Genomic DNA, 18,276 nt, shown 5'->3' on the forward strand with positions numbered 1-18,276 from the left:
TCGTCTTAGCGCACTTCTTTCTTCGGCTCGCGAATCTTGTACCAGGCCACATACAAGGCCGGCAAAAACAGCAGCGTCAGCAAGGTGGCGACGATGATCCCGCCAATCATCGCGTAGGCCATCGGCCCCCAGAACACTTCCCGGGCAATCGGGATCATGCCCAGGCTCGCCGCCGCCGCGGTCAGCAGGATCGGTCGACGACGATGCTCGGTAGCTTCCACCACCGCATCCCAGGGTGACGAACCTTGTGCCACGAACTCATCGATCTGGGTCACCAGGATCACCGAGTTGCGGATGATGATACCGATCAGCGCCAGGATGCCGAGGATCGCCACGAAGCCCATCGGCGTTCCGGTCGGCACCAGCGCCAGCACCACGCCAATCAGCCCCAGCGGCGCGACGCTGGCCACCAGGAACATCTTCTGCACGCTGTGCAGCTGAATCATCAGGAAGGTGGCCATCAGGAACACCATCAACGGCACCACCTTGTTGATCGGCCCCTGGGCCTTGGCGCTTTCCTCCACCGTACCGCCCGTGGCGACCTTGTAGCCAGCCGGCAACGAGGCGGCGAATTTTTCGATATCCGGCTTGAGCTGTGTCACCAGATCGGTTGGCTGGATATCACCGATGACCGCCGTCTTGATGGTGATTGTCGGTTTGCGGTCGCGACGCCACACCAGCGGTTGCTCGAGTTCGTAGCGCACGGAGGCAAACGCCAGCAGTGGAATGGAGGTGCCGCCCGGTGTGAGGATCTGCAGGTTCTGCAGGGTATCCGGTGAGCCCCGCTCGGCGTCCACGGCGCGACCGACCACGTTGATCAGATAGATATCGTCGTCGACCTGGGTCACCGTCGAGCCGCTGACGATGCTGTTCATCAGGTTCGCCACGTCTTCGGACGACAAGCCGAGCTGGCGCGCCTTGTCCTGGGCGATGTCGATGCGCAGTACCTTGCCTGGCTCGTTCCAGTCGAAAATGATTTCACCGATGTGCGGGTTCTTGTCCAGTTGGCTGGCCAGATCGATGGCGTGCTTGCGCACCTGGTCGATGTCCGGGCCGCTGACGCGGTACTGGATCGGCCGCCCCACGGGTGGGCCCATTTCCAGGGCCTGGACGAAACTGCCGATGCCGACGAAGTCTTTGCGCAGGCGTTCGCGCAGGCGGTCACTGAGGGCTGCGCGCGTCTCGAAGTCTTTACTCACAATCACCAGCTGAGCGTAGTAAGGGTTCTGCAGTTGCTGGTCGAGGGGCAGGTAGAAACGAATCGCGCCCTGGCCGATGTAGGTACTCCAGCGCACGATGTCGGGGTCGCCCTTGAGGGTCGCTTCAAGTTTATCCACGGCTTTGCGGGTTTCATCAATCGAGGCATTTTGCGGCAGGTTCAGATCCACCAGGATTTCCGGGCGATCCGAGGCCGGGAAGAACTGGTTCTGCACAAAGCGCATGCCGACCACCGACAACCCGAACAGCAGCACCGTTATGCCGATCGCCCACCAGCGGTTACGCATGCTCCACAGCAGGCCGCCATTGAACGCCCGCCCGAGGCGCCCGGGCTCTGCCGAGTGCGGCTTCACATTGGTACTGAGGATGTGCACGCCAATCACCGGGGCGAACAACACCGCGACAACCCACGAGACCAACATGGCCACTGCAATGACCGCAAACAGGGTGAAGGTGTATTCACCGGCTGAGCTGCCATTGAGACCAATGGGGACGAAACCCGCCACTGTTACCAGCGTACCGGTGAGCATCGGGAAGGCGGTCGAAGTGTAGGCAAAGGTCGCGGCCTGTTCCTTGGTTTCGCCCAGTTCCAAACGCGAGACCATCATCTCGACGGTGATCATCGCGTCATCCACCAGGAGTCCGAGAGCGATGATCAATGCGCCGAGGGAAATTCGCTGCATGGTGATGCCGCTGTATTCCATGAACACGAAGACCATCGCCAGCACCAGCGGGATCGAGCACGCCACCACCAGCCCCGCGCGTACGCCGAGGCTGATGAAGCTGACCACCAACACGATCACCACGGCTTCGAACAACGCACTGGTGAACCCGCCTACGGCCGCTTCCACGACGACAGACTGATCGGACACGTTGTGCACACCGACGCCTACTGGCAGATCCGCCGTGAGCTCGCTGATGCGCTGGTGCAGGGCCTTACCGAAGTCCTGGATGTTGCCGCCCGTTTGCATCGCAATGGCCAAACCGATGGCGGGTTGGCCATTGAAGCGAAATTCCGGGGTCGACGGGTCGACGTAACCACGGCGAATATCGGCGATATCGGCCAGGCGATAGAAACGGTCATTGAGCCGCAAGTTGACGTTGGCCAGATCCTTCTCGGAAATGAACTGCCCGGACGTGCGCACGGAAATCCGCTCCGGACCGGCTTCGATCACCCCGGACGGCGTCACGGCGTTCTGGGTCTGCAGGGCTTGTACGACTTGCTGCTCGTCGATGCCCAGCGCCGCCAGTTTGCGTGTCGAGAAATTCAGGTAGAGCACTTCGTCCTGCTGGCCGACCATCTCGATCTTGCCCAGCCCCGGCACACCGCGGATATCGGCGCGCGCCTGCTCGACGTAATCGCGCAACTGGCGCAACGACAGGCCATCGGCGGTGAAGGCGTAGATCGAACCAAACACGTCACCGAACTCGTCGTTGAACGACGGCCCCTGAATGCCCTGGGGAAACGAGTAGCGGATGTCGCCGATTTTCTTGCGCACCTGGTACCAGATTTCCGGGATGTCCTTGGCCTTGGTGGTATCGCGCAAGTACACGTAGACCGTGGATTCGCCAGGGCGGGTATAGCTTTTCACGTAGTCGAGGGAATCAAGCTCTTCGAGCTTTTTCTCGATACGGTCGGTGATCTGCTTGAGGGTTTCTTCCTGGGTTGCACCGGGCCAGCGGGTCTGGATCACCATGGTCTTGATGGTGAACGACGGGTCTTCCTCGCGACCCAGGTTCAGGTACGAGAAGACGCCCATCAGCAGAGAAACAAACATCAAATACCAGACGAACGACTGATGCTTGAGGGCCCATTCGGATAAGTTGAAACTCCCTTTCATTGTGGGTTGCCCTCATCGACTTTCACTTTCTGCCCCGGCTTGAGGCTGTTCACACCGGCACTGACGACTCGCTCGCCAGCCTTGATATCGTTGGCCAGCACCACCGTAGTTTGCGTACGGCTGACGATGCTGACATCCCTTGGAGAAACCGTTTGCGTCTGCGCATCAATGATCCAGACGCGGTTTTTGCCGTCGACCTCCTGCAAGGCACTCAGGGGGAGCTCGATGCGCGGCTTGATCGCGCTACTCAAGGTCACGCTGATCGCCGTGCCGAGGCGAAACGCCGGCGGTGTTTCGGTCAGCGTCAGGCGTGCGCGCCGGGTTCGGGTCGCACTTTCGGCCTGGGGTTCGATTTCACGCACAATGGCCGTGGTGGCAATGTTCGGGTTCAGTTGCGAGGCAACCTGGAACACCACGTCGGCGGGCAACTGGTCGATCAAGGTGTCGGGCAGGTCGATCACCGCTTCCTTGATGTCCGGCTGCGCCAAAGTGACCACCTGCTGACCCGCGGTGACGACCTGCCCGGCTTCGGCACTCCACGCTGTGACCACGGCCTTGTGATCGGCGCGCAACTCGACATAGTTGAGCTGGTCCCTGGCCTGGCTGACCGCGGCCTTGGCCTGGTCGAGCGAGGCCTGGGTGGTTTTCAGGTCGGTGAGTGCGCTGTCGAGCTGCGCCTGGGAGCCCACCCCGCGATCAAACAATTGCTGCTGTCGCCGGGCGCTGGCCTGGGCGTTGATGAGTTGCGCCTGGACACTCGCCAGGTCGCCCTCGGCCGAACGCAACTGGTTCTGCTGGTCGGTGGGATCAAGCGTGGCGAGCAAGGCCCCTTTGTCGACTTCGGCACCGACATCGACGCTGCGACTGGCTATGCGCCCCGGCACTCGGAAACCGATATTGCTTTCATAACGGGCCTGGATGCTGCCCGCGAAACGCCCGAGATTCTGCTCATCCAGGGCCTGGACCGTGATCGACAACACTGGACGCACTATTTCCGGGGCGGGTTCTTCTTTCGAGCAGGCCAGCAGCATCATACCGGCGAGCACCACTAACAGACGCTTCATTGCGCAGCCCCCACAGACAAATCCTTGTAGGTGTCTTCGGCGATTTCCACCGTCACACCGGGGTGCAGCAACTGACCGCCCGCGACGACGACTTTTTCACCGCCGGTCAGTCCGGCGCTGATGATGACTTTACCGGTCAGGTAGCGGCCAACCTTGACGTTGTGCAATTGCGCCTTGCCCTCCCCATCCACCAGCCACACCGCCGGCTCGCTGACATTTTTGGTCAGCGCCGACCACGGAAGCTCCACGGCGGACTTGCCCCGGGTATTGGCGGTGGCACTCACCACCGAGCCCAATTGCATCCCTGGCGGCAAGCTGTCGAGGGTGACTTTGACCTGCACCGTACCCGTTTGCTCGGAGACGGCCGGAGTGACTTCCCGCACGGTCCCGGTGGTCTTGACCGCCGGATTATCCAGCAGACTGACCACCACCGCCCTGTCCGACGGTGGCTCGGCCAGTAGCGACTCGTAGACGTTGAACACCGCATCCCGATCCCCGTCCCGGGCCAGGCTGAAAATCGGCACCGTGGCCTGCACCACCTGGCCGACCTCGGCCTGCCGCGCCGTGATCACGCCCGGTGCGTCGGCGATCAACGCGGTGTAGCTCAATTGTTCACGGGCGTTGGCCAGTTGCGCCTCGGCAGCCGCGAGCGAACTTTGGGTGCTGCGCAATGCCGCCTGGGCGGAATCGTATTCGCTCTGGCTGGTATAGCCCTTGGGCAACAATTTCTGCTGGCGCACGAAGGCCGCGGCGTTCTGCTTGACCTTGGCCTGCTCGGCGACGACCTGGGCCTGGGCCGAATCGACGTTGGTCTGCAGGTCCTTGGGATCGAGCCGGGCGAGCACCTGCCTGGCCGAGACCCGGTCACCGACATCCACCATACGCTGGATGATCTTGCCCCCGACGCGGAACGACAACTCGGTCTGCACCCGGGCCTGGACATCACCGGTCAACGTGATGTTGACGGCGTAGTCGGCCAGCTTGACCTCTTGCACGAAAACCCGGGGCCGGTTCTTTTCGACCGGTGCCTCTTCACTGCAGGCGCTCAGCAAGGCCAACAGGCTCAGGCCAAGCGCTATTTTCATTCCGGGACCAACCATGCAGACTCCTTTGCGTTTAACGGGCGCGATTCGCATGTGAGCTTAGAACAGGGATTAACCTTCGCCTACGCAATAATCGTCATTTCCTACACAGGAGCTGCGAAAGGCTGAGATCTTTTGCATTTAAATGATAAGAATCAAAAAAGATCGCAGTCTCCGGCAGCGCCTACAGAGAACGTCCTTCATGCTCAAGACCCTCGCGGTGGCCAATTACCGCTCGATCAACAAACTGGTCATTCCGCTGGGTCGGTTGAACCTGATTACTGGCCCCAACGGCAGTGGTAAATCCAATCTCTACCGCGCGCTGCGCCTATTGGCGGAAACGGCTCAGGGTGGCGTGGTCAATGCGTTGGCTCGCGAGGGTGGACTTCATTCGACCTTCTGGGCCGGCCCAGAAACCATCACCCGGCGCATGCGCAATGGCGAAGTGCCGGTAGAGGCGACGGTGCGACAGGGCGTGAAGCGCCTGCGATTGGGATTTACCGGAGAAGAATTCGGATACTCGATCAGCCTGGGGCTGCCCGATTCGAATGGTCATTTCATGCTCCCTGGAAACCCTTTACCCATTCCGTCACGTTTCAGCCTCGACCCGCAAATCAAGCGCGAATGTCTGTGGGCCGGGACGTTCTATCGCCCAGCAAGCGTTTTGGTAGATCGTGACGGCCCGCTGATTCGCAGTCGGTCCAACCGCAGCTGGGACGTGCTGGCGCAACACACGCCGAATTTCGACAGCCTGTTCGATCAGGTCGGCAGCCTGCGTACTTCGCCGGAAGTCCTGGAGACCCGTGAGTTCATCCGCCGCTGGCGCTTCTACGATCACTTTCGCAGCGATGCCGACGCTCTGGTGCGTCAGCCACAACTGGGCACCCGCACCCCGGTATTGCACCACGACGGTCGGGACCTGGCGGCAGCATTGCAGACCATTATCGAAATCGGCGACCCCGAGGCATTGCGCAACGCGATCAGTGACGCATTTCCCGGTGCACGACTGCACATCGAACCGCTTCCCGGCGGACGCTTTGCTATCGAGTTCTATCAGGAAGGTTTGCTGCGGCCGTTGTCGGCGGCTGAGTTGTCGGACGGGACGTTGCGTTACTTGCTATTGGTGGCGGCACTGCTGACGCCCCGGCCGCCGACATTGATGGTGCTGAACGAACCGGAAACCAGTCTGCATCCGGATCTGCTGCCAGCGCTGGCGAGGCTGATTATCCGGGCGTCGGAGCAATGCCAGGTGTGGGTGGTGTCCCATGCGCGACGCCTGATTTCGGCACTGCAAGAGGACCCGCAGTGCAATTGCATCGTGCTGGAGAAAAACCTCGGGCAAACCGGGATTGTCGGGCAGCGGATGCTGGATGAGCCGGCGTGGTATTGGCCGGATTGAGGCACATGGATTGTTCCCACGCTCTGCGTGGGAACGATCACGCCGACGCTGTCTCAGCTGTCGGCGTTGGCAACCTGGAACGGGTTTACCTCGTGAATCAGAACGCTGGCAAAACCGCGCCGCTGTACTTCTTCTCGATGAAAGCTTTCACTTCCGGGCTGGTCAGGGCCTTGGCCAGTTTCTGGATGGCGACGCTGTCCTTGTTATCAGGACGAGCAACCAGGAAGTTGACGTAAGGCGAATCGGCACCTTCTATCACCAGTGCATCCTTGGCCGGGTTCAGGCCCGCTTCCAGCGCGTAGTTGGTGTTGATCATGTCCAGGTCAACCTGGTCCAGCACACGCGGCAGCATGGCGGACTCAAGCTCCTTGAACTTGAAGTTGTGCGGGTTCTTGGCGATGTCTTTCGGGGTGGCCAGGGCGTTCTTCGGGTCTTTCAACTCGATCAGGCCAGCCTTCTGCAACAGGATCAGGGCACGGCCGCTGTTGCTGCCTTCGTTAGGGATGGCAATGGTCGCGCCGTCTTTCAGCTCGGCCAGGGTTTTGACTTTCTTCGAGTAGCCACCGAACGGTTCGACGTGAACGCCGATCACGGTTTCCAGGTGAGTGCCTTTGCCTTCGTTGAAGCTCTTCAGGTACGGCAGGGTCTGGAAGTAGTTGGCGTCCAGACGCTTCTGGTCGACCTGCACGTTTGGCTGAACGTAGTCGGTGAAAACCTTGATTTCCAGGTCCACGCCTTCTTTGGCGAGGGTTGGCTTTATCAGTTCGAGAATCTCGGCGTGTGGAACCGGGGTCGCCGCAACCACCAGTTTCTCGCCAGCCTGTGCCAGGCCCGCAGTCAGGGCAGCCGCCAGTGCGGTGAACAACAGAACCTTTTTCATGCAGTGTCCTTATCGAAAATCACGGTCGCTTGTGGCGACGGCTAGATATTTAGGTGCCAGTGAAGTGCTATCGCTGGCGTGACGCGGACAATACCGGGATTTTTTATTCCCGAACAATATCTTTTATTCACTTTCATATTCCATTTTGTTCATGCATCGCCACAACCCATGTAGGAGCTGCCGCAGGCTGCGATCTTTTGATTTTGCTCCTTTGTGACCTCAAGGCAGCTGAAAATCAAAAGATCGCAGCCTGCGGCAGCTCCTACAGGAGGCCGGCGTTTTGTAGAAGGCGTTTCAAGGCTTCTTTCTCAGCAGTGGAGCCGCTTCCGAGTATCCGCTTGAGCTGCTGTTCGACCTGCTTCAGCCCTTCATCAGGCAAATTCAAATGCTCCGGCAAAATCTCGTCGCCGGTACTCACCAACAGCGCAAAGTGAATGACGTTTTCCAGCTCACGGGTATTGCCCGGCCAGCTATGTCGCTCCAGCATCGCTTGCGCGGCCTCGCTGATCAACGGCACTGGCAGGTCCAGGCGCTGGCTGTAGATGCCGAGGAAGTATTCGGCCAACGACAGGATGTCGCCCACACGTTCGCGCAGTGCTGGTAGTTCGAGTTGACCTTCGCTGAGGTAATGGTAGAGCCGCTCGTGGAATTTCCCGGCGGCGACAGCCTGGGCCAGGTCGATACTGGTAGCGGCGACCAGGCGCACGTCCACCGGGCTCGGTTGATGCGCACCGACGCGGGTCACTTCGTGGTTTTCCAGGGCGGCGAGCAATTTGATTTGTATCGGCAGCGGCAGGTCGCCGATTTCATCCAGGTACAACGTGCCACCGTTGGCCGAACCGAACCAACCGGCGCGGCTGCTGGCAGAACCGCTGTAGCTGCCGGCGGCATAGCCGAACAATTCGGCGTCGGCATAGGTTGGGCTGATTGCTCCGCAATTGACCGAGACGAACAAACCGCCGCGATCACTGGCGCGGTGGATGTGCCGGGCCAGCAGTTCCTTGCCGCTGCCGGTTTCACCACGAATCAGTACCGAGATCGAGCGCGGTGCCAGCTGTTCCAGCTCCTGGCGCAGTTGCCGCGAGCGCGGGTCGACGAATACCAGCGCCTTGGCGCGGATGCTCAGGGGACTTTTTTCAGCATCGGGAAAGGTCAGCAGTGGCTGGCCAAAGGTTTCAAAGCTCATGGCAGACTCCCGCCCAAAACCGCCAGGGGACGGGGGCGTTGAAAAAAACAAAAGGTTCAGGCGCGGCGCAGGGCGTGGTGTTCCATGCGGTTTTGCAGACGATAGAGATAGGCAAAACCCTGCTCCCAACGCTGATGACCCGACTTCACATTGATGTGCCCGGCCCCCGCTAGGATCCCCGCCTCCGCGCCCCAGTTACGCGCCAGCTCCAGAGCCCGCGGCGCGCTGACGGCGCTGTCGTTGTCAGAGCTGACAACCTGGCTGGGAAACGGCAAAAGATCGGTTGGAATCGGTGCAAAATTGCGCAGCGCCGGCGCGCAAGCCGGGCGTTCAACGTCCGCTGGCGCGACCAGCAAGGCACCACGTACCTGACGCAGAAACTGCACTGGCGCCGTAGCCGCCCAGTGCGCGACGGTGATGCAGCCAAGGCTGTGGGCGATCAGGATGACGGGAGTGCTGTCGGCTGCAATCGCCTCGGCCAGCGCCGCCACCCAGTCTTCACGACGCGGCGTCAGCCAGTCCGCCTGCTCCACCCGTGCGCTGTTCGGCAAACTGTTTTGCCAGTGGCTTTGCCAATGATCTTCTGGCGATCCTTGCCAGCCCGGCACAATCAGGTAGCGAATTGATTCGTTGCGCATGGGGCAAGCTCTCCTGCTGCGTGTCTGTTCCTGATCGAGTATAGGGATGGGATTTATATTCGTTAAGGAATAAGAAGCTATTTATTAAGACCTGTATCGAATATAAGAATTGTAGGAACTGGATTTGCCAGCGAAGGCGTCCTTCCAGTCAAAGAGCTACCGCCTGACAAACCGCTTACGCTGGGAAGCCAGAGCCTACAGGTAAAAAAAGGGGCCGCACCCTGCCAAGGAGACGGCCCCAGGAAACTTGAAAAATTGTCAGCGCGCAGTGATCACCGACAACTTGATCAATAACGTCATGGTGAATTCCTCCTATAAACGTTTCGCGCTAAATAGGTGTCGGTTTAATGAATCTTGAAGTCGATGGGGATGCCCGAGGTCGAGCAAATTGCTACCCGATGGCTTAATCATCAAGCCAGACGCTTATCTCTTAAAGTAATTTTTAACGTTATAGATAGACCAAAAACGAATATTAACAATGTGTGATTTACTGCGGCCTTGCTCTGTAAGGGCTGCAGCGACCAGACATTGAGTGAGCCGCCATTTCAGCCGGATTGAGGTTGTCTGAAAAATCGCTATCGCTGGCAAGCCAGCGATGAGGCCATCAGACGCGCACGCCCTCTACGTTTTCACCCTGAGCTTCGTCCTTGCGCACAAACCGGTTCGCCCGCGCAAACGTCCCGAAATCATTGAACCGCACCCCCATCTCACGCATCACTTTATGCGCCACCGGCACGGTCATCTGGCGGATGTAGAACGGTTCCTTCACCACAAAGTGATGAATCCCGTGGCTGCTGCCGAAGTTGAAACAGAATGCCTGCAACGGCCATAACCACCAGGCATTCAGCACCTGGCACTGCTGCATGACGTTCCCTGGCTCGATGTCACCGTAGTAGTGCATGTTTGAACTGATGAAGTGCAGGCAAAAGGTGCGCAGCACATTCGGGCCGATGATCACCACCGCGGCGATATCAATCACGCTCATCACCGACATCGTGGTCGCCGACCACTCGATCGGCGTGCCCATCAGGTAGGCAAGGCCGTTCGCGGCGTGGAAGCCGAGAAACACGTACCACGCGCCCCAGTGCATCAGCGCCAGCGGCGCATAGACCTTCAGGGTGCGCTGGATGATGCTGAGTTTCATTGCCCAGGTCTTGGCCCGCAGCATGCGGATGAACGACGACATGATGTTGTCGCCAATCATCAACAACCGCGCGAAACCCCAAGGCTCGCCGTTGGTGATGGCACGCTCTTCCATGTCGGTTTCGGAGCCGGATACCTTGTGGTGATTGAGGTGCAGGTGACGACGAATCCACGGATTGATCGTGCTCGGACGCGCCAACCAGACCAGGCCCATCATCACGTTGTGCGGCACCCGCTGTTTGCGAAAGTACATGCTGTGAATCAGGTCGTGCTCGAGTTCGTGGGTCAGGGACGCAAAAAAAGCATTGAGCAGCAAGCACACCCACCAGGCCATTTGACCCTGGATGTAGAGCGCCGCCGAGCCGATCATCCCGGCCAGCGCGAAGGCCAGGATGCCCGCGCCCAAGGCGTCCTGGTGCTTGAGAATCGGGTAGCGCTGGCGCAGCGCTACGCCCTTGGCCAGAACCACTTCACGAATATGTGCCGATCGCGTAGCTGCATTCAGTCGCTGGGGACTTGCAGAAGTACCTTGCATGCTTCCATCCTCTGGTTATTGATGTTCGCATCCTGCCCGCTTCACACACCTGGAGCGGTAGCCGAGAACGCCAACCTGTTGACCGGAAGCGCCAATCAGCATGACTGAACCGACCTCCCTCGCCAGCTGGACCCGCGCCCTGCGCAAGCAACTCGACGCCCTGGGCCTCGACAGCACCGCCCTGTGCCAGCAGGCCGGGCTCGACCCGCAACTGATGGACGACCCGAATGCGCGCTATCCGTTGTCCGGCACCACGCGCCTGTGGGAAATCGCGGTACAGGTCAGCGGCGACCCGGCGATTGGCCTGCGCGTCTCGCGCTTCGTCAGCCCCACGACCTTCCACGCGCTAGGTTATGCACTGGTGGCCAGCGGCAGCTTGCGCGAAGTCTTCGAGCGCATCGTGCGCTATCACCAGGTGGTCAGCGACGCCCTGGAACTGGAGCTGACCCGCTGCGATGACCGCTACTGTTTCCATCTGAAAATCCCGCCAGGCAATCCAGCCCCGGCCTTCGAAGCCATCGACGCCTTCGTGGCGATTTATGTGCGCACTTGCCGCAATCGCCTGGGCCGCGACTATGCACCGCTGGCGGTGTACTTGCGTCGCCCTGAACCGGCGGACCCGCACCAATGGCACAAGGTATTTCGCTCACCGGTGTATTTCGCCACCGGCGAGGATCGGCTGGAATTCGCGCTGTCTGATTTCGACAGTCACCTGGACGATGCCAACCCGGAACTGGCCGAACACAACGAAACCGTGCTCAACCGTACCCTGGCGCAGCTCAAACCGCTGACGTGGGAACGCAAGGTCCGCGACGCCATTGAAGAGCAATTGCCGGAAGGCGAACCCAGCGCCGAACACATCGCCAAGGCTCTGCACCTGAGTCTGCGCAGCCTGCAACGGCACCTGGCGGATGAGGGTTGCCGGTTCGATACGCTGCTCAACGAAAGCCGCGAAAACCTGGCGTTGCTGCACCTGCGTGATCCGCAATGCTCATTGAGTGAGATCAGCTATTTGCTGGGATTTGCCGATACCAGCAGCTTCAGCCGTGCGTTCAAGCGCTGGACGGGGATGACACCGGGGCAGTTTCGGGATGGGTTGCGGTGATTGATCCAGGAGGTTGGTTGTCTCGTCTGGCCTCTTCGCGAGCGGGCTCGCTCCCACAGTTGAACGAGTTGTTCAGACTGACCCGGTCTAATGTGGGAGCGAGCCTGCTCGCGAAGAGGCCCGGACAGGCACCACAGAAACCACTCAGCGCCCCCGATCCCGCCGCAACAACTTGCGCACCCGCGCCACCAGCTCACTCACGGCAAACGGCTTGATCAGGTAATCATCCTCGTGCAACTCCAACCCACGCAGGCGATCCTCGATGCCGTCCTTGGTGGTGAGGAACAGCACAGGGGTTTCGCCGAGCTTGCGGATCTGTTGCAGCAACTGCCAACCGTTGAGACCTGGCAGCATGACGTCGAGGATAATCAGCTCATATTCGCCATCCTCGATAAAGCGCCGGCCGTCCATGCCATTGACCGCTACATCCACCACAAAGCTTGCCTCACTCAAGCCATTGGCCAGAAGTTTGGCGAGTCCTGGTTTGTCTTCTACTAGCAGTACACGCATGGCACACCTCGACTGTCGTTCTGACAGGCTAAGCGCGTTCACGGACAAAGCCCACCATTAAACAACAACCAACGCCCGCAACCGCTGCACATCGAGGATTTCGATTTCGCCATAACCGAGACGCAATATCCCCTGCCCCTGCAGATCCTTGAGGATCTGGTTGGTGGTCTGGCGTGACAGCGACAACATGGCAGCAAGCTGTTCTTGCGGCAGTTGCAGGACGCGACGCGGTTCGTCGAGCTGGCCGTAGCCTTCGGCGATCATCAGCAAGCGATGCGCCAGCCGGGCCGGGGCCGGCAACAGGCTCAACTGTTCGAGATTGATGAAGGTCATGCGCAGTTTCTGGCTCATCAGCAATGCCAGTTGGCGCCAATGCCCTGGCTGTTCGTCGAGCATCTTGAGCAGCACGGTTTGCGGGAGGTGCAGCAGCGTGCTCTGCCCCACGCCGAACGCATCATGGGTACGTGGCTGACCGTCGAACAGGCAGATCTCGCCGAACCAGTTAGGCGATTCCACCAGGCCCAGCAATGCCTCCTTGCCCTGCTCGTTGACGGCGCCGACGCGAACCGCACCTTCAAGCACCGCGTACAGCCCACAGGGCGGATCGCCACGCTGGAACAGGCGCTGACCCGCTGACAGGTGCCGCACCCGCGCAGCACCCAGCAGACTATCCTGTAGGGACACAGGCAGATGGCTGAACCACTGACCACGCATCAGGCGCGCACGCCAGACCTGCTTATCCATCAAAACTCCTAGAGATTGTCGTCTGGCTGACAGAGCGCGAAATGGCCCCAAGGCATGATCAGTCACCCTACAGGAGGAATAACAATGAAAAAAAGCCTCGTTGACCATCTCAGTCAATACGCCGCCTACCACCGCGACCCGCGCAACATCGCCACCCACTTCGTCGGCATTCCATTGATCGTCGTGGCAGTGGCGGTCTTGTTGTCCCGTCCGCAATGGGCCGGGGGCTGGCTTTCGCCTGCGGTGCTGGTGTCACTGGCGTCGGCGTGGTTCTACCTGCGCCTGGAGTTGCGCCTCGGCGTGCTGATGACGGTGTTGCTGGGGCTGTGCGTTTGGGCCGGCCAGGCACTCGCGCAGCAAAGCACGCTGGTCTGGCTGGCGAGCGGCATCGGGATGTTCGTGATTGGCTGGGCGATTCAGTTTGTCGGGCATCACTACGAAGGTCGCAAGCCGGCGTTTGTCGATGATGTGACGGGGTTGATTGTCGGGCCGTTGTTTGTGGTGGTTGAACTGGCGTTTTTGCTGGGGATGCGCCATGAACTCAAAGAGCAGATCGAGGCGCGGGCGGGGGGTGTGCGGGTTAATCCAAAGCGCGCTGCTATCTAGATCGCAATCGCGAGCAGGCTCGCTCCCACAGTGGATCTCGGTTGTTCACAGATTTTGTGTTCACTGATGATCAAAATGTGGGAGCGAGCCTGCTCGCGAAGCTTTTAGAGGTTGGCGACTTTCTGCCAGACCTTCGGCTTGAAGAACAGCGTCTCGCCCTTCGCCAGGCCGATCAGGCTGTCGTGATCCTTCACCACTTCGGCCTCGATCAAATCACTCTGCCCTTCGACCTTCAGCGTCACGCGAGTGGTCGCGCCCAGCGGACGGATATCCCGCACTTCGGCCGCATGGTGATCTTCCAGTTCATGCCGCGACAGCGACACTTCGTGCGGACGGAACAGCACGTGATTGTCTTCTCCCAGATGCAGGCGGTTCGAATCGCCGAGGAAGTGATAGACGAAATCGCTGGCGGGATTTTCGTAGACATCACCCGGCGAGCCGATCTGTTCGATCACGCCCTTGTTCATCACTACGATGCGATCAGCGACTTCCATCGCCTCTTCCTGGTCGTGGGTCACGAAAACGGACGTCAGGTTGATGTCTTCATGCAGGCGCGCCAACCAACGCCGCAGCTCCTTGCGGACCTTGGCGTCGAGAGCGCCGAAGGGTTCGTCGAGCAGCAGCACTTTCGGCTCCACCGCCAAGGCGCGGGCAAGGGCGATACGCTGACGCTGACCGCCGGAGAGTTGTTCCGGGTAGCGATCAGCCAACCAATCCAACTGCACCATGTTCAGCAGTTCGTGAACCTTGGTTGCGATCTGGCTTTCGCTCGGGCGCTGGTTTTTCGGCTTCATGCGCAGGCCAAACGCGACGTTGTCGAACACCGTCATGTGGCGGAACAAGGCGTAGTGCTGGAACACGAAACCGACGTTGCGATCACGCACGTCGTGGCCGGAGACGTCTTCGCCGTGGAACACGATATTGCCCTGGTCCGGGGTTTCCAGGCCGGCGATGATCCGCAGCAACGTGGTCTTGCCGCAGCCGGACGGGCCAAGCAACGCCACCAGCTCACCGCTCTGAATGTCCAGGCTGATGTCATTCAGCGCCTTGAACGCATTGAAATTCTTGCTGACATTACGCACTTCGATCGACATGAAATCATTCCTCCGCGGCGCTGGCGCGCAGGCGGTTAATACGGTTTTCGCTCCACTGCTTGAGCAGCAGGATGAAGAGCGCCAGGATCAGCAACAGGCTCGCCACGGCGAACGCGGCCACGTGGTTGTATTCGTTGTAGAGGATCTCGACGTGCAGCGGCAAGGTGTTGGTCACCCCGCGAATGTGCCCGGAAACCACCGACACCGCACCGAATTCACCCATGGCCCGCGCGGTACAGAGCACCACGCCGTAGATCAGGCCCCATTTGATGTTGGGCACGGTGACGTGCCAGAACATCTGCCAGCCATTGGCCCCGAGCAAACGCGCGGCCTCCTCTTCCTGAGTGCCTTGTTCCTGCATCAGCGGGATCAGCTCACGGGCCACGAACGGCACGGTGACGAAAATCGTCGCCAGCACGATGCCCGGCAAGGCGAAGACGATCTGGATGTCGTGATCCTGCAGCCACGGGCCGAATAGCCCCTGGGCGCCGAACATCAGCACATAGACCAGACCGGCGATAACGGGCGATACCGAGAATGGCAGGTCGATCAGGGTCACCAGCATGCTTTTGCCGCGGAACGAGTACTTGCTCACGCACCATGCGGCGCTGACGCCGAACACCAGGTTCAACGGCACCGATATCAATACGGCAATCACCGTGAGTTTCAGCGCCGACAGTGCGTCGGGTTCGAAGATCGCGGTGAAGAACGCACCCAGGCCATTTTTCAAACCCTGGGACACCACGATAAACAGCGGCAGTAACAGGAACAGCGCAAAAATCAGCCAGCCAAGGCCGATCAGGATTCGCCGCGACGTTGCACTGCCACGGCGGGCAGCGTTGGCCGAAGAGGCGGCAGCAATAGACGATTGGGACATTGTTCGCGCCTCCTTATGGGGTTTCGATACGCCGCTGCAGCAAGTTGATCAGCAGCAACAGAATGAAGGAAACCACCAACATCAGTACACCAATGGAGGTAGCGCCGGTGTAATCGTATTGGTCGAGCTTGACCATGATCAGCAGCGGCAGGATCTCGGTTTTCATCGGCATGTTGCCGGCGATGAAAATCACCGAACCGTACTCGCCAACCCCGCGGGCAAAGGCCAAGGCGAAACCGGTTAGCCAGGCCGGCAGCAATGCGGGCAGCAGGATATGACGGGCAACCTGCCAGGGTTTGGCACCCAGGCACGCCGCCGCTTCTTCCACTTCACGGGGAATATCGGCCAACACCGGCTGTACCGTACGTACTACGAATGGAAGTGTCACAAAAGTGAGGGCCAGGGTGATGCCCAGGGGGGTGTAGGCAATCTTGAAACCCAGATCCGCTGCAAATTGACCTACCAGACCGGTGGGGGTGTACAGCGCGGTCAGTGCAATACCGGCCACGGCGGTAGGCAATGCGAAAGGCAAGTCGATCATTGCATCGATGACTTTGCGTCCGGGGAAGGTATAGCGCACCAACACCCACGCTAGCAGCGTGCCAATGATGCCGTTGATGATTGCGGCATAAAGGGCGGTGCCGAAGCTCAGTTTCAACGCCGCCAATACCCGTGGCGCCGAGATAATTGCCCAGAACTGATCCCAGGTGAGTTGAGCGGCGTGCACGAACATCGCCGCCAGTGGTATGAGCACAATCAGGCTGAGGTACACCAAGGTGTAGCCCAGCGTCAGCCCGAAGCCGGGTATGACGGGGGAGATACGACGCGACATAAGAGTCCTTGGTTGAGAACGCACAAAGCCTCGAATCGCGATTCGAGGCTCCTTGATGGCTATTTAAGATTACTGCGCCTGGTAAATCTGGTCGAATACGCCGCCGTCGTTGAAGAATTTCGGCTGCGCGGTTTTCCAGCCGCCGAAGTCTTTGTCGATGGTCACCAGGTCCAGTTTCGGGAACTGCTGGACGTATTTGGCGGCCACATCCTTGTCACGTGGACGATAGAAGTTTTTCGCGGCAATTTCCTGGCCGGCAGGGCTGTACAGATGCTTGAGGTAGGCTTCGGCGATCTGCTCGTTGCCCTTTTTCTCGGCGTTCTTGTCGACCACGGCCACTGGCGGCTCGGCAAGGATCGATAGCGAAGGCACGACGATCTCGAACTTGTCGGCGCCGCCATCTTCTTTCAAGGCCAGGAAGGCTTCGTTTTCCCAGGCCAGCAACACGTCACCCTGACCGTTGTTGACGAAGGTAATGGTCGAGCCACGAGCACCGGTGTCCAGTACAGGCACGTGCTTGAACAGGGTTTGCACATATTCCTTGGCCTTGGCTTCGTCACCGCCGTTGGCTTTCAGGCCATAGGCCCAGGCAGCGAGGAAGTTCCAGCGTGCTCCACCGGAGGTTTTCGGGTTCGGGGTGATCACCGAGACGTCGTTCTTGACCAAGTCGCCCCAGTCCTTGATGCCTTTAGGGTTGCCCTTGCGCACCAGGAACACGATGGTCGAAGTGTACGGCGTGCTGGCTTCCGGCAGACGCTTCTGCCAGTCGACCGGCAGGGTCTTGCCGAGCTTGGCGATTTCGTCGATATCGCCGGCCAGGGCCAAGGTCACCACATCAGCGCGCAGGCCGTCGATCACCGCCCGGCCCTGCTTGCCCGAGCCACCGTGAGACTGCTGGATTTTAACGCTGTCACCGGGATTACTTTTCTTCCAGAAGCTGACGAATTCAGCGTTGTAATCCTGGTACAGCTCACGGGTCGGGTCGTATGACACGTTAAGCAGTTCGTAATCCTTGGCAACGGCGGAACCGGCAAACAAGGCGCTGGCCAGGGCGGCCAAGGCGAAATGGCGAATCGACGACATGGTGAAAGCTCCTGGAATTCTTAAATGTGTTGGCTTTTCTTATGATCTGGAATCGGGTTGCCTGCTCAAAGATCGCAGCCTTCGGCAGCTCCTACAGGGAATTGCGTGCCCCTGTAGGAGCTGCCGCAGGCTGCGATCTTTTGATCTTTCGCTTCAGCCCGGTTTATTGCCCGGTTGCTGCAAGCGGAATTTTTCCTTGCGTTCGATCTGGACCACCTGGGCGTTGTGCACGGTGATTTCCACCGCACCAAACCGCAGGTCGCGCAGGGCGCTCTGGATTTCGCGCAGGATGGTTGCTTCGTCCTGGCCGTCAACGCTACGTAGAGATGCGCTCATGGTGCTGCTCCTTCGACTGAGAGGTTGCCTGGCAGTGGCGGCACTGCTTACGGCGTGAGACCAATAGTAGAGAGGCGCTGATATTCTTAAAAAGACTATTTAA

The 18,276-nt window shown here is 59.6% G+C and carries 17 protein-coding genes; 3 read left to right on the plus strand and 14 right to left on the minus strand.

Going from position 1 to position 18,276, the window contains the following annotated elements; translation table 11 throughout:
• Window positions 1-5: 5 nt before the first annotated feature.
• From PSUM_RS21910 to PSUM_RS21920, 3 genes are read right to left on the minus strand one after another with little or no spacing between them, the layout of a single operon-like run.
• Complete coding sequence (locus PSUM_RS21910) at window positions 6-3,059, minus strand: efflux RND transporter permease subunit (RefSeq protein ID WP_020795823.1); 3,054 nt, start codon at window positions 3,057-3,059, stop codon at window positions 6-8.
• Window positions 3,056-4,123 carry an efflux RND transporter periplasmic adaptor subunit gene (locus PSUM_RS21915; RefSeq protein ID WP_042955232.1) on the minus strand — a complete coding sequence of 356 codons (1,068 nt, stop codon included), beginning with the start codon at window positions 4,121-4,123 and terminating at the stop codon, window positions 3,056-3,058. Before PSUM_RS21915 ends, PSUM_RS21910 begins: the two co-directional genes overlap by 4 nt.
• On the minus strand, window positions 4,120-5,223 hold the full coding sequence (locus tag PSUM_RS21920; protein WP_020795825.1) for an efflux RND transporter periplasmic adaptor subunit: 1,104 nt from the start codon (window positions 5,221-5,223) through the stop codon (window positions 4,120-4,122). Before PSUM_RS21920 ends, PSUM_RS21915 begins: the two co-directional genes overlap by 4 nt.
• 184 nt (window positions 5,224-5,407) lie before the next feature.
• On the opposite strand from PSUM_RS21920, the gene PSUM_RS21925 reads away from it, so the two are divergent.
• Window positions 5,408-6,604: an AAA family ATPase gene (locus PSUM_RS21925; protein ID WP_083349986.1), complete on the plus strand. Its 1,197-nt coding sequence runs from the start codon at window positions 5,408-5,410 to the stop codon at window positions 6,602-6,604.
• Between the two features lie 97 nt (window positions 6,605-6,701).
• Here PSUM_RS21925 and PSUM_RS21930 read toward each other — a convergent pair whose 3' ends face one another.
• The 4 genes from PSUM_RS21930 to PSUM_RS21945 form a co-directional block, all read right to left on the minus strand.
• Entirely contained in the window at window positions 6,702-7,484 is a 783-nt protein-coding gene (locus PSUM_RS21930) for a MetQ/NlpA family ABC transporter substrate-binding protein (protein ID WP_007972924.1), read from the minus strand.
• A gap of 262 nt (window positions 7,485-7,746) precedes the next feature.
• Window positions 7,747-8,670 (minus strand): sigma 54-interacting transcriptional regulator, encoded by a 924-nt coding sequence (locus PSUM_RS21935; protein WP_083349985.1) that lies wholly within the window; start codon window positions 8,668-8,670, stop codon window positions 7,747-7,749.
• Window positions 8,671-8,726: 56 nt separating this feature from the next.
• Window positions 8,727-9,308 carry an alpha/beta hydrolase gene (locus tag PSUM_RS21940; protein WP_007972928.1) on the minus strand — a complete coding sequence of 194 codons (582 nt, stop codon included), beginning with the start codon at window positions 9,306-9,308 and terminating at the stop codon, window positions 8,727-8,729.
• A gap of 604 nt (window positions 9,309-9,912) precedes the next feature.
• On the minus strand, window positions 9,913-10,986 hold the full coding sequence (locus PSUM_RS21945) for a fatty acid desaturase (RefSeq protein ID WP_033045533.1): 1,074 nt from the start codon (window positions 10,984-10,986) through the stop codon (window positions 9,913-9,915).
• A gap of 100 nt (window positions 10,987-11,086) precedes the next feature.
• On the opposite strand from PSUM_RS21945, the gene PSUM_RS21950 reads away from it, so the two are divergent.
• Entirely contained in the window at window positions 11,087-12,091 is a 1,005-nt protein-coding gene (locus PSUM_RS21950; protein WP_020795829.1) for an AraC family transcriptional regulator, read from the plus strand.
• A gap of 144 nt (window positions 12,092-12,235) precedes the next feature.
• Here the strand turns inward: PSUM_RS21950 and PSUM_RS21955 are convergent, their stop codons facing one another.
• Both PSUM_RS21955 and PSUM_RS21960 read right to left on the minus strand, forming a co-directional pair.
• Complete coding sequence (locus tag PSUM_RS21955) at window positions 12,236-12,601, minus strand: response regulator (RefSeq protein ID WP_083349984.1); 366 nt, start codon at window positions 12,599-12,601, stop codon at window positions 12,236-12,238.
• Between the two features lie 57 nt (window positions 12,602-12,658).
• Entirely contained in the window at window positions 12,659-13,345 is a 687-nt protein-coding gene (locus PSUM_RS21960) for a Crp/Fnr family transcriptional regulator (RefSeq protein WP_020795831.1), read from the minus strand.
• Between the two features lie 84 nt (window positions 13,346-13,429).
• On the opposite strand from PSUM_RS21960, the gene PSUM_RS21965 reads away from it, so the two are divergent.
• Complete coding sequence (locus PSUM_RS21965; protein ID WP_083349983.1) at window positions 13,430-13,951, plus strand: Mpo1 family 2-hydroxy fatty acid dioxygenase; 522 nt, start codon at window positions 13,430-13,432, stop codon at window positions 13,949-13,951.
• 104 nt (window positions 13,952-14,055) lie between these two features.
• Here PSUM_RS21965 and PSUM_RS21970 read toward each other — a convergent pair whose 3' ends face one another.
• From PSUM_RS21970 to oscA, 5 genes are all read right to left on the minus strand, one after another.
• Window positions 14,056-15,045, minus strand: a complete 990-nt coding sequence (locus PSUM_RS21970) for a sulfate/molybdate ABC transporter ATP-binding protein (protein WP_020795833.1) — start codon at window positions 15,043-15,045, stop codon at window positions 14,056-14,058.
• 4 nt (window positions 15,046-15,049) lie between these two features.
• On the minus strand, window positions 15,050-15,922 hold the full coding sequence (gene cysW / locus PSUM_RS21975) for a sulfate ABC transporter permease subunit CysW (RefSeq protein ID WP_008055400.1): 873 nt from the start codon (window positions 15,920-15,922) through the stop codon (window positions 15,050-15,052).
• A 13-nt stretch (window positions 15,923-15,935) separates the two neighbouring features.
• Entirely contained in the window at window positions 15,936-16,754 is an 819-nt protein-coding gene (gene cysT, locus PSUM_RS21980; protein WP_008055402.1) for a sulfate ABC transporter permease subunit CysT, read from the minus strand.
• A gap of 69 nt (window positions 16,755-16,823) precedes the next feature.
• The gene (locus tag PSUM_RS21985) at window positions 16,824-17,837 is read right to left on the minus strand and encodes a sulfate ABC transporter substrate-binding protein (protein ID WP_020795834.1); all 1,014 of its coding nucleotides are present in this window, start codon (window positions 17,835-17,837) and stop codon (window positions 16,824-16,826) included.
• Window positions 17,838-17,990: 153 nt separating this feature from the next.
• Window positions 17,991-18,173 carry a sulfur starvation response protein OscA gene (gene oscA, locus PSUM_RS21990; RefSeq protein WP_007975618.1) on the minus strand — a complete coding sequence of 61 codons (183 nt, stop codon included), beginning with the start codon at window positions 18,171-18,173 and terminating at the stop codon, window positions 17,991-17,993.
• Window positions 18,174-18,276 lie beyond the last annotated feature (103 nt).

Source organism: Pseudomonas umsongensis (assembly GCF_002236105.1).
Lineage (GTDB): Bacteria > Pseudomonadota > Gammaproteobacteria > Pseudomonadales > Pseudomonadaceae > Aquipseudomonas > Aquipseudomonas umsongensis.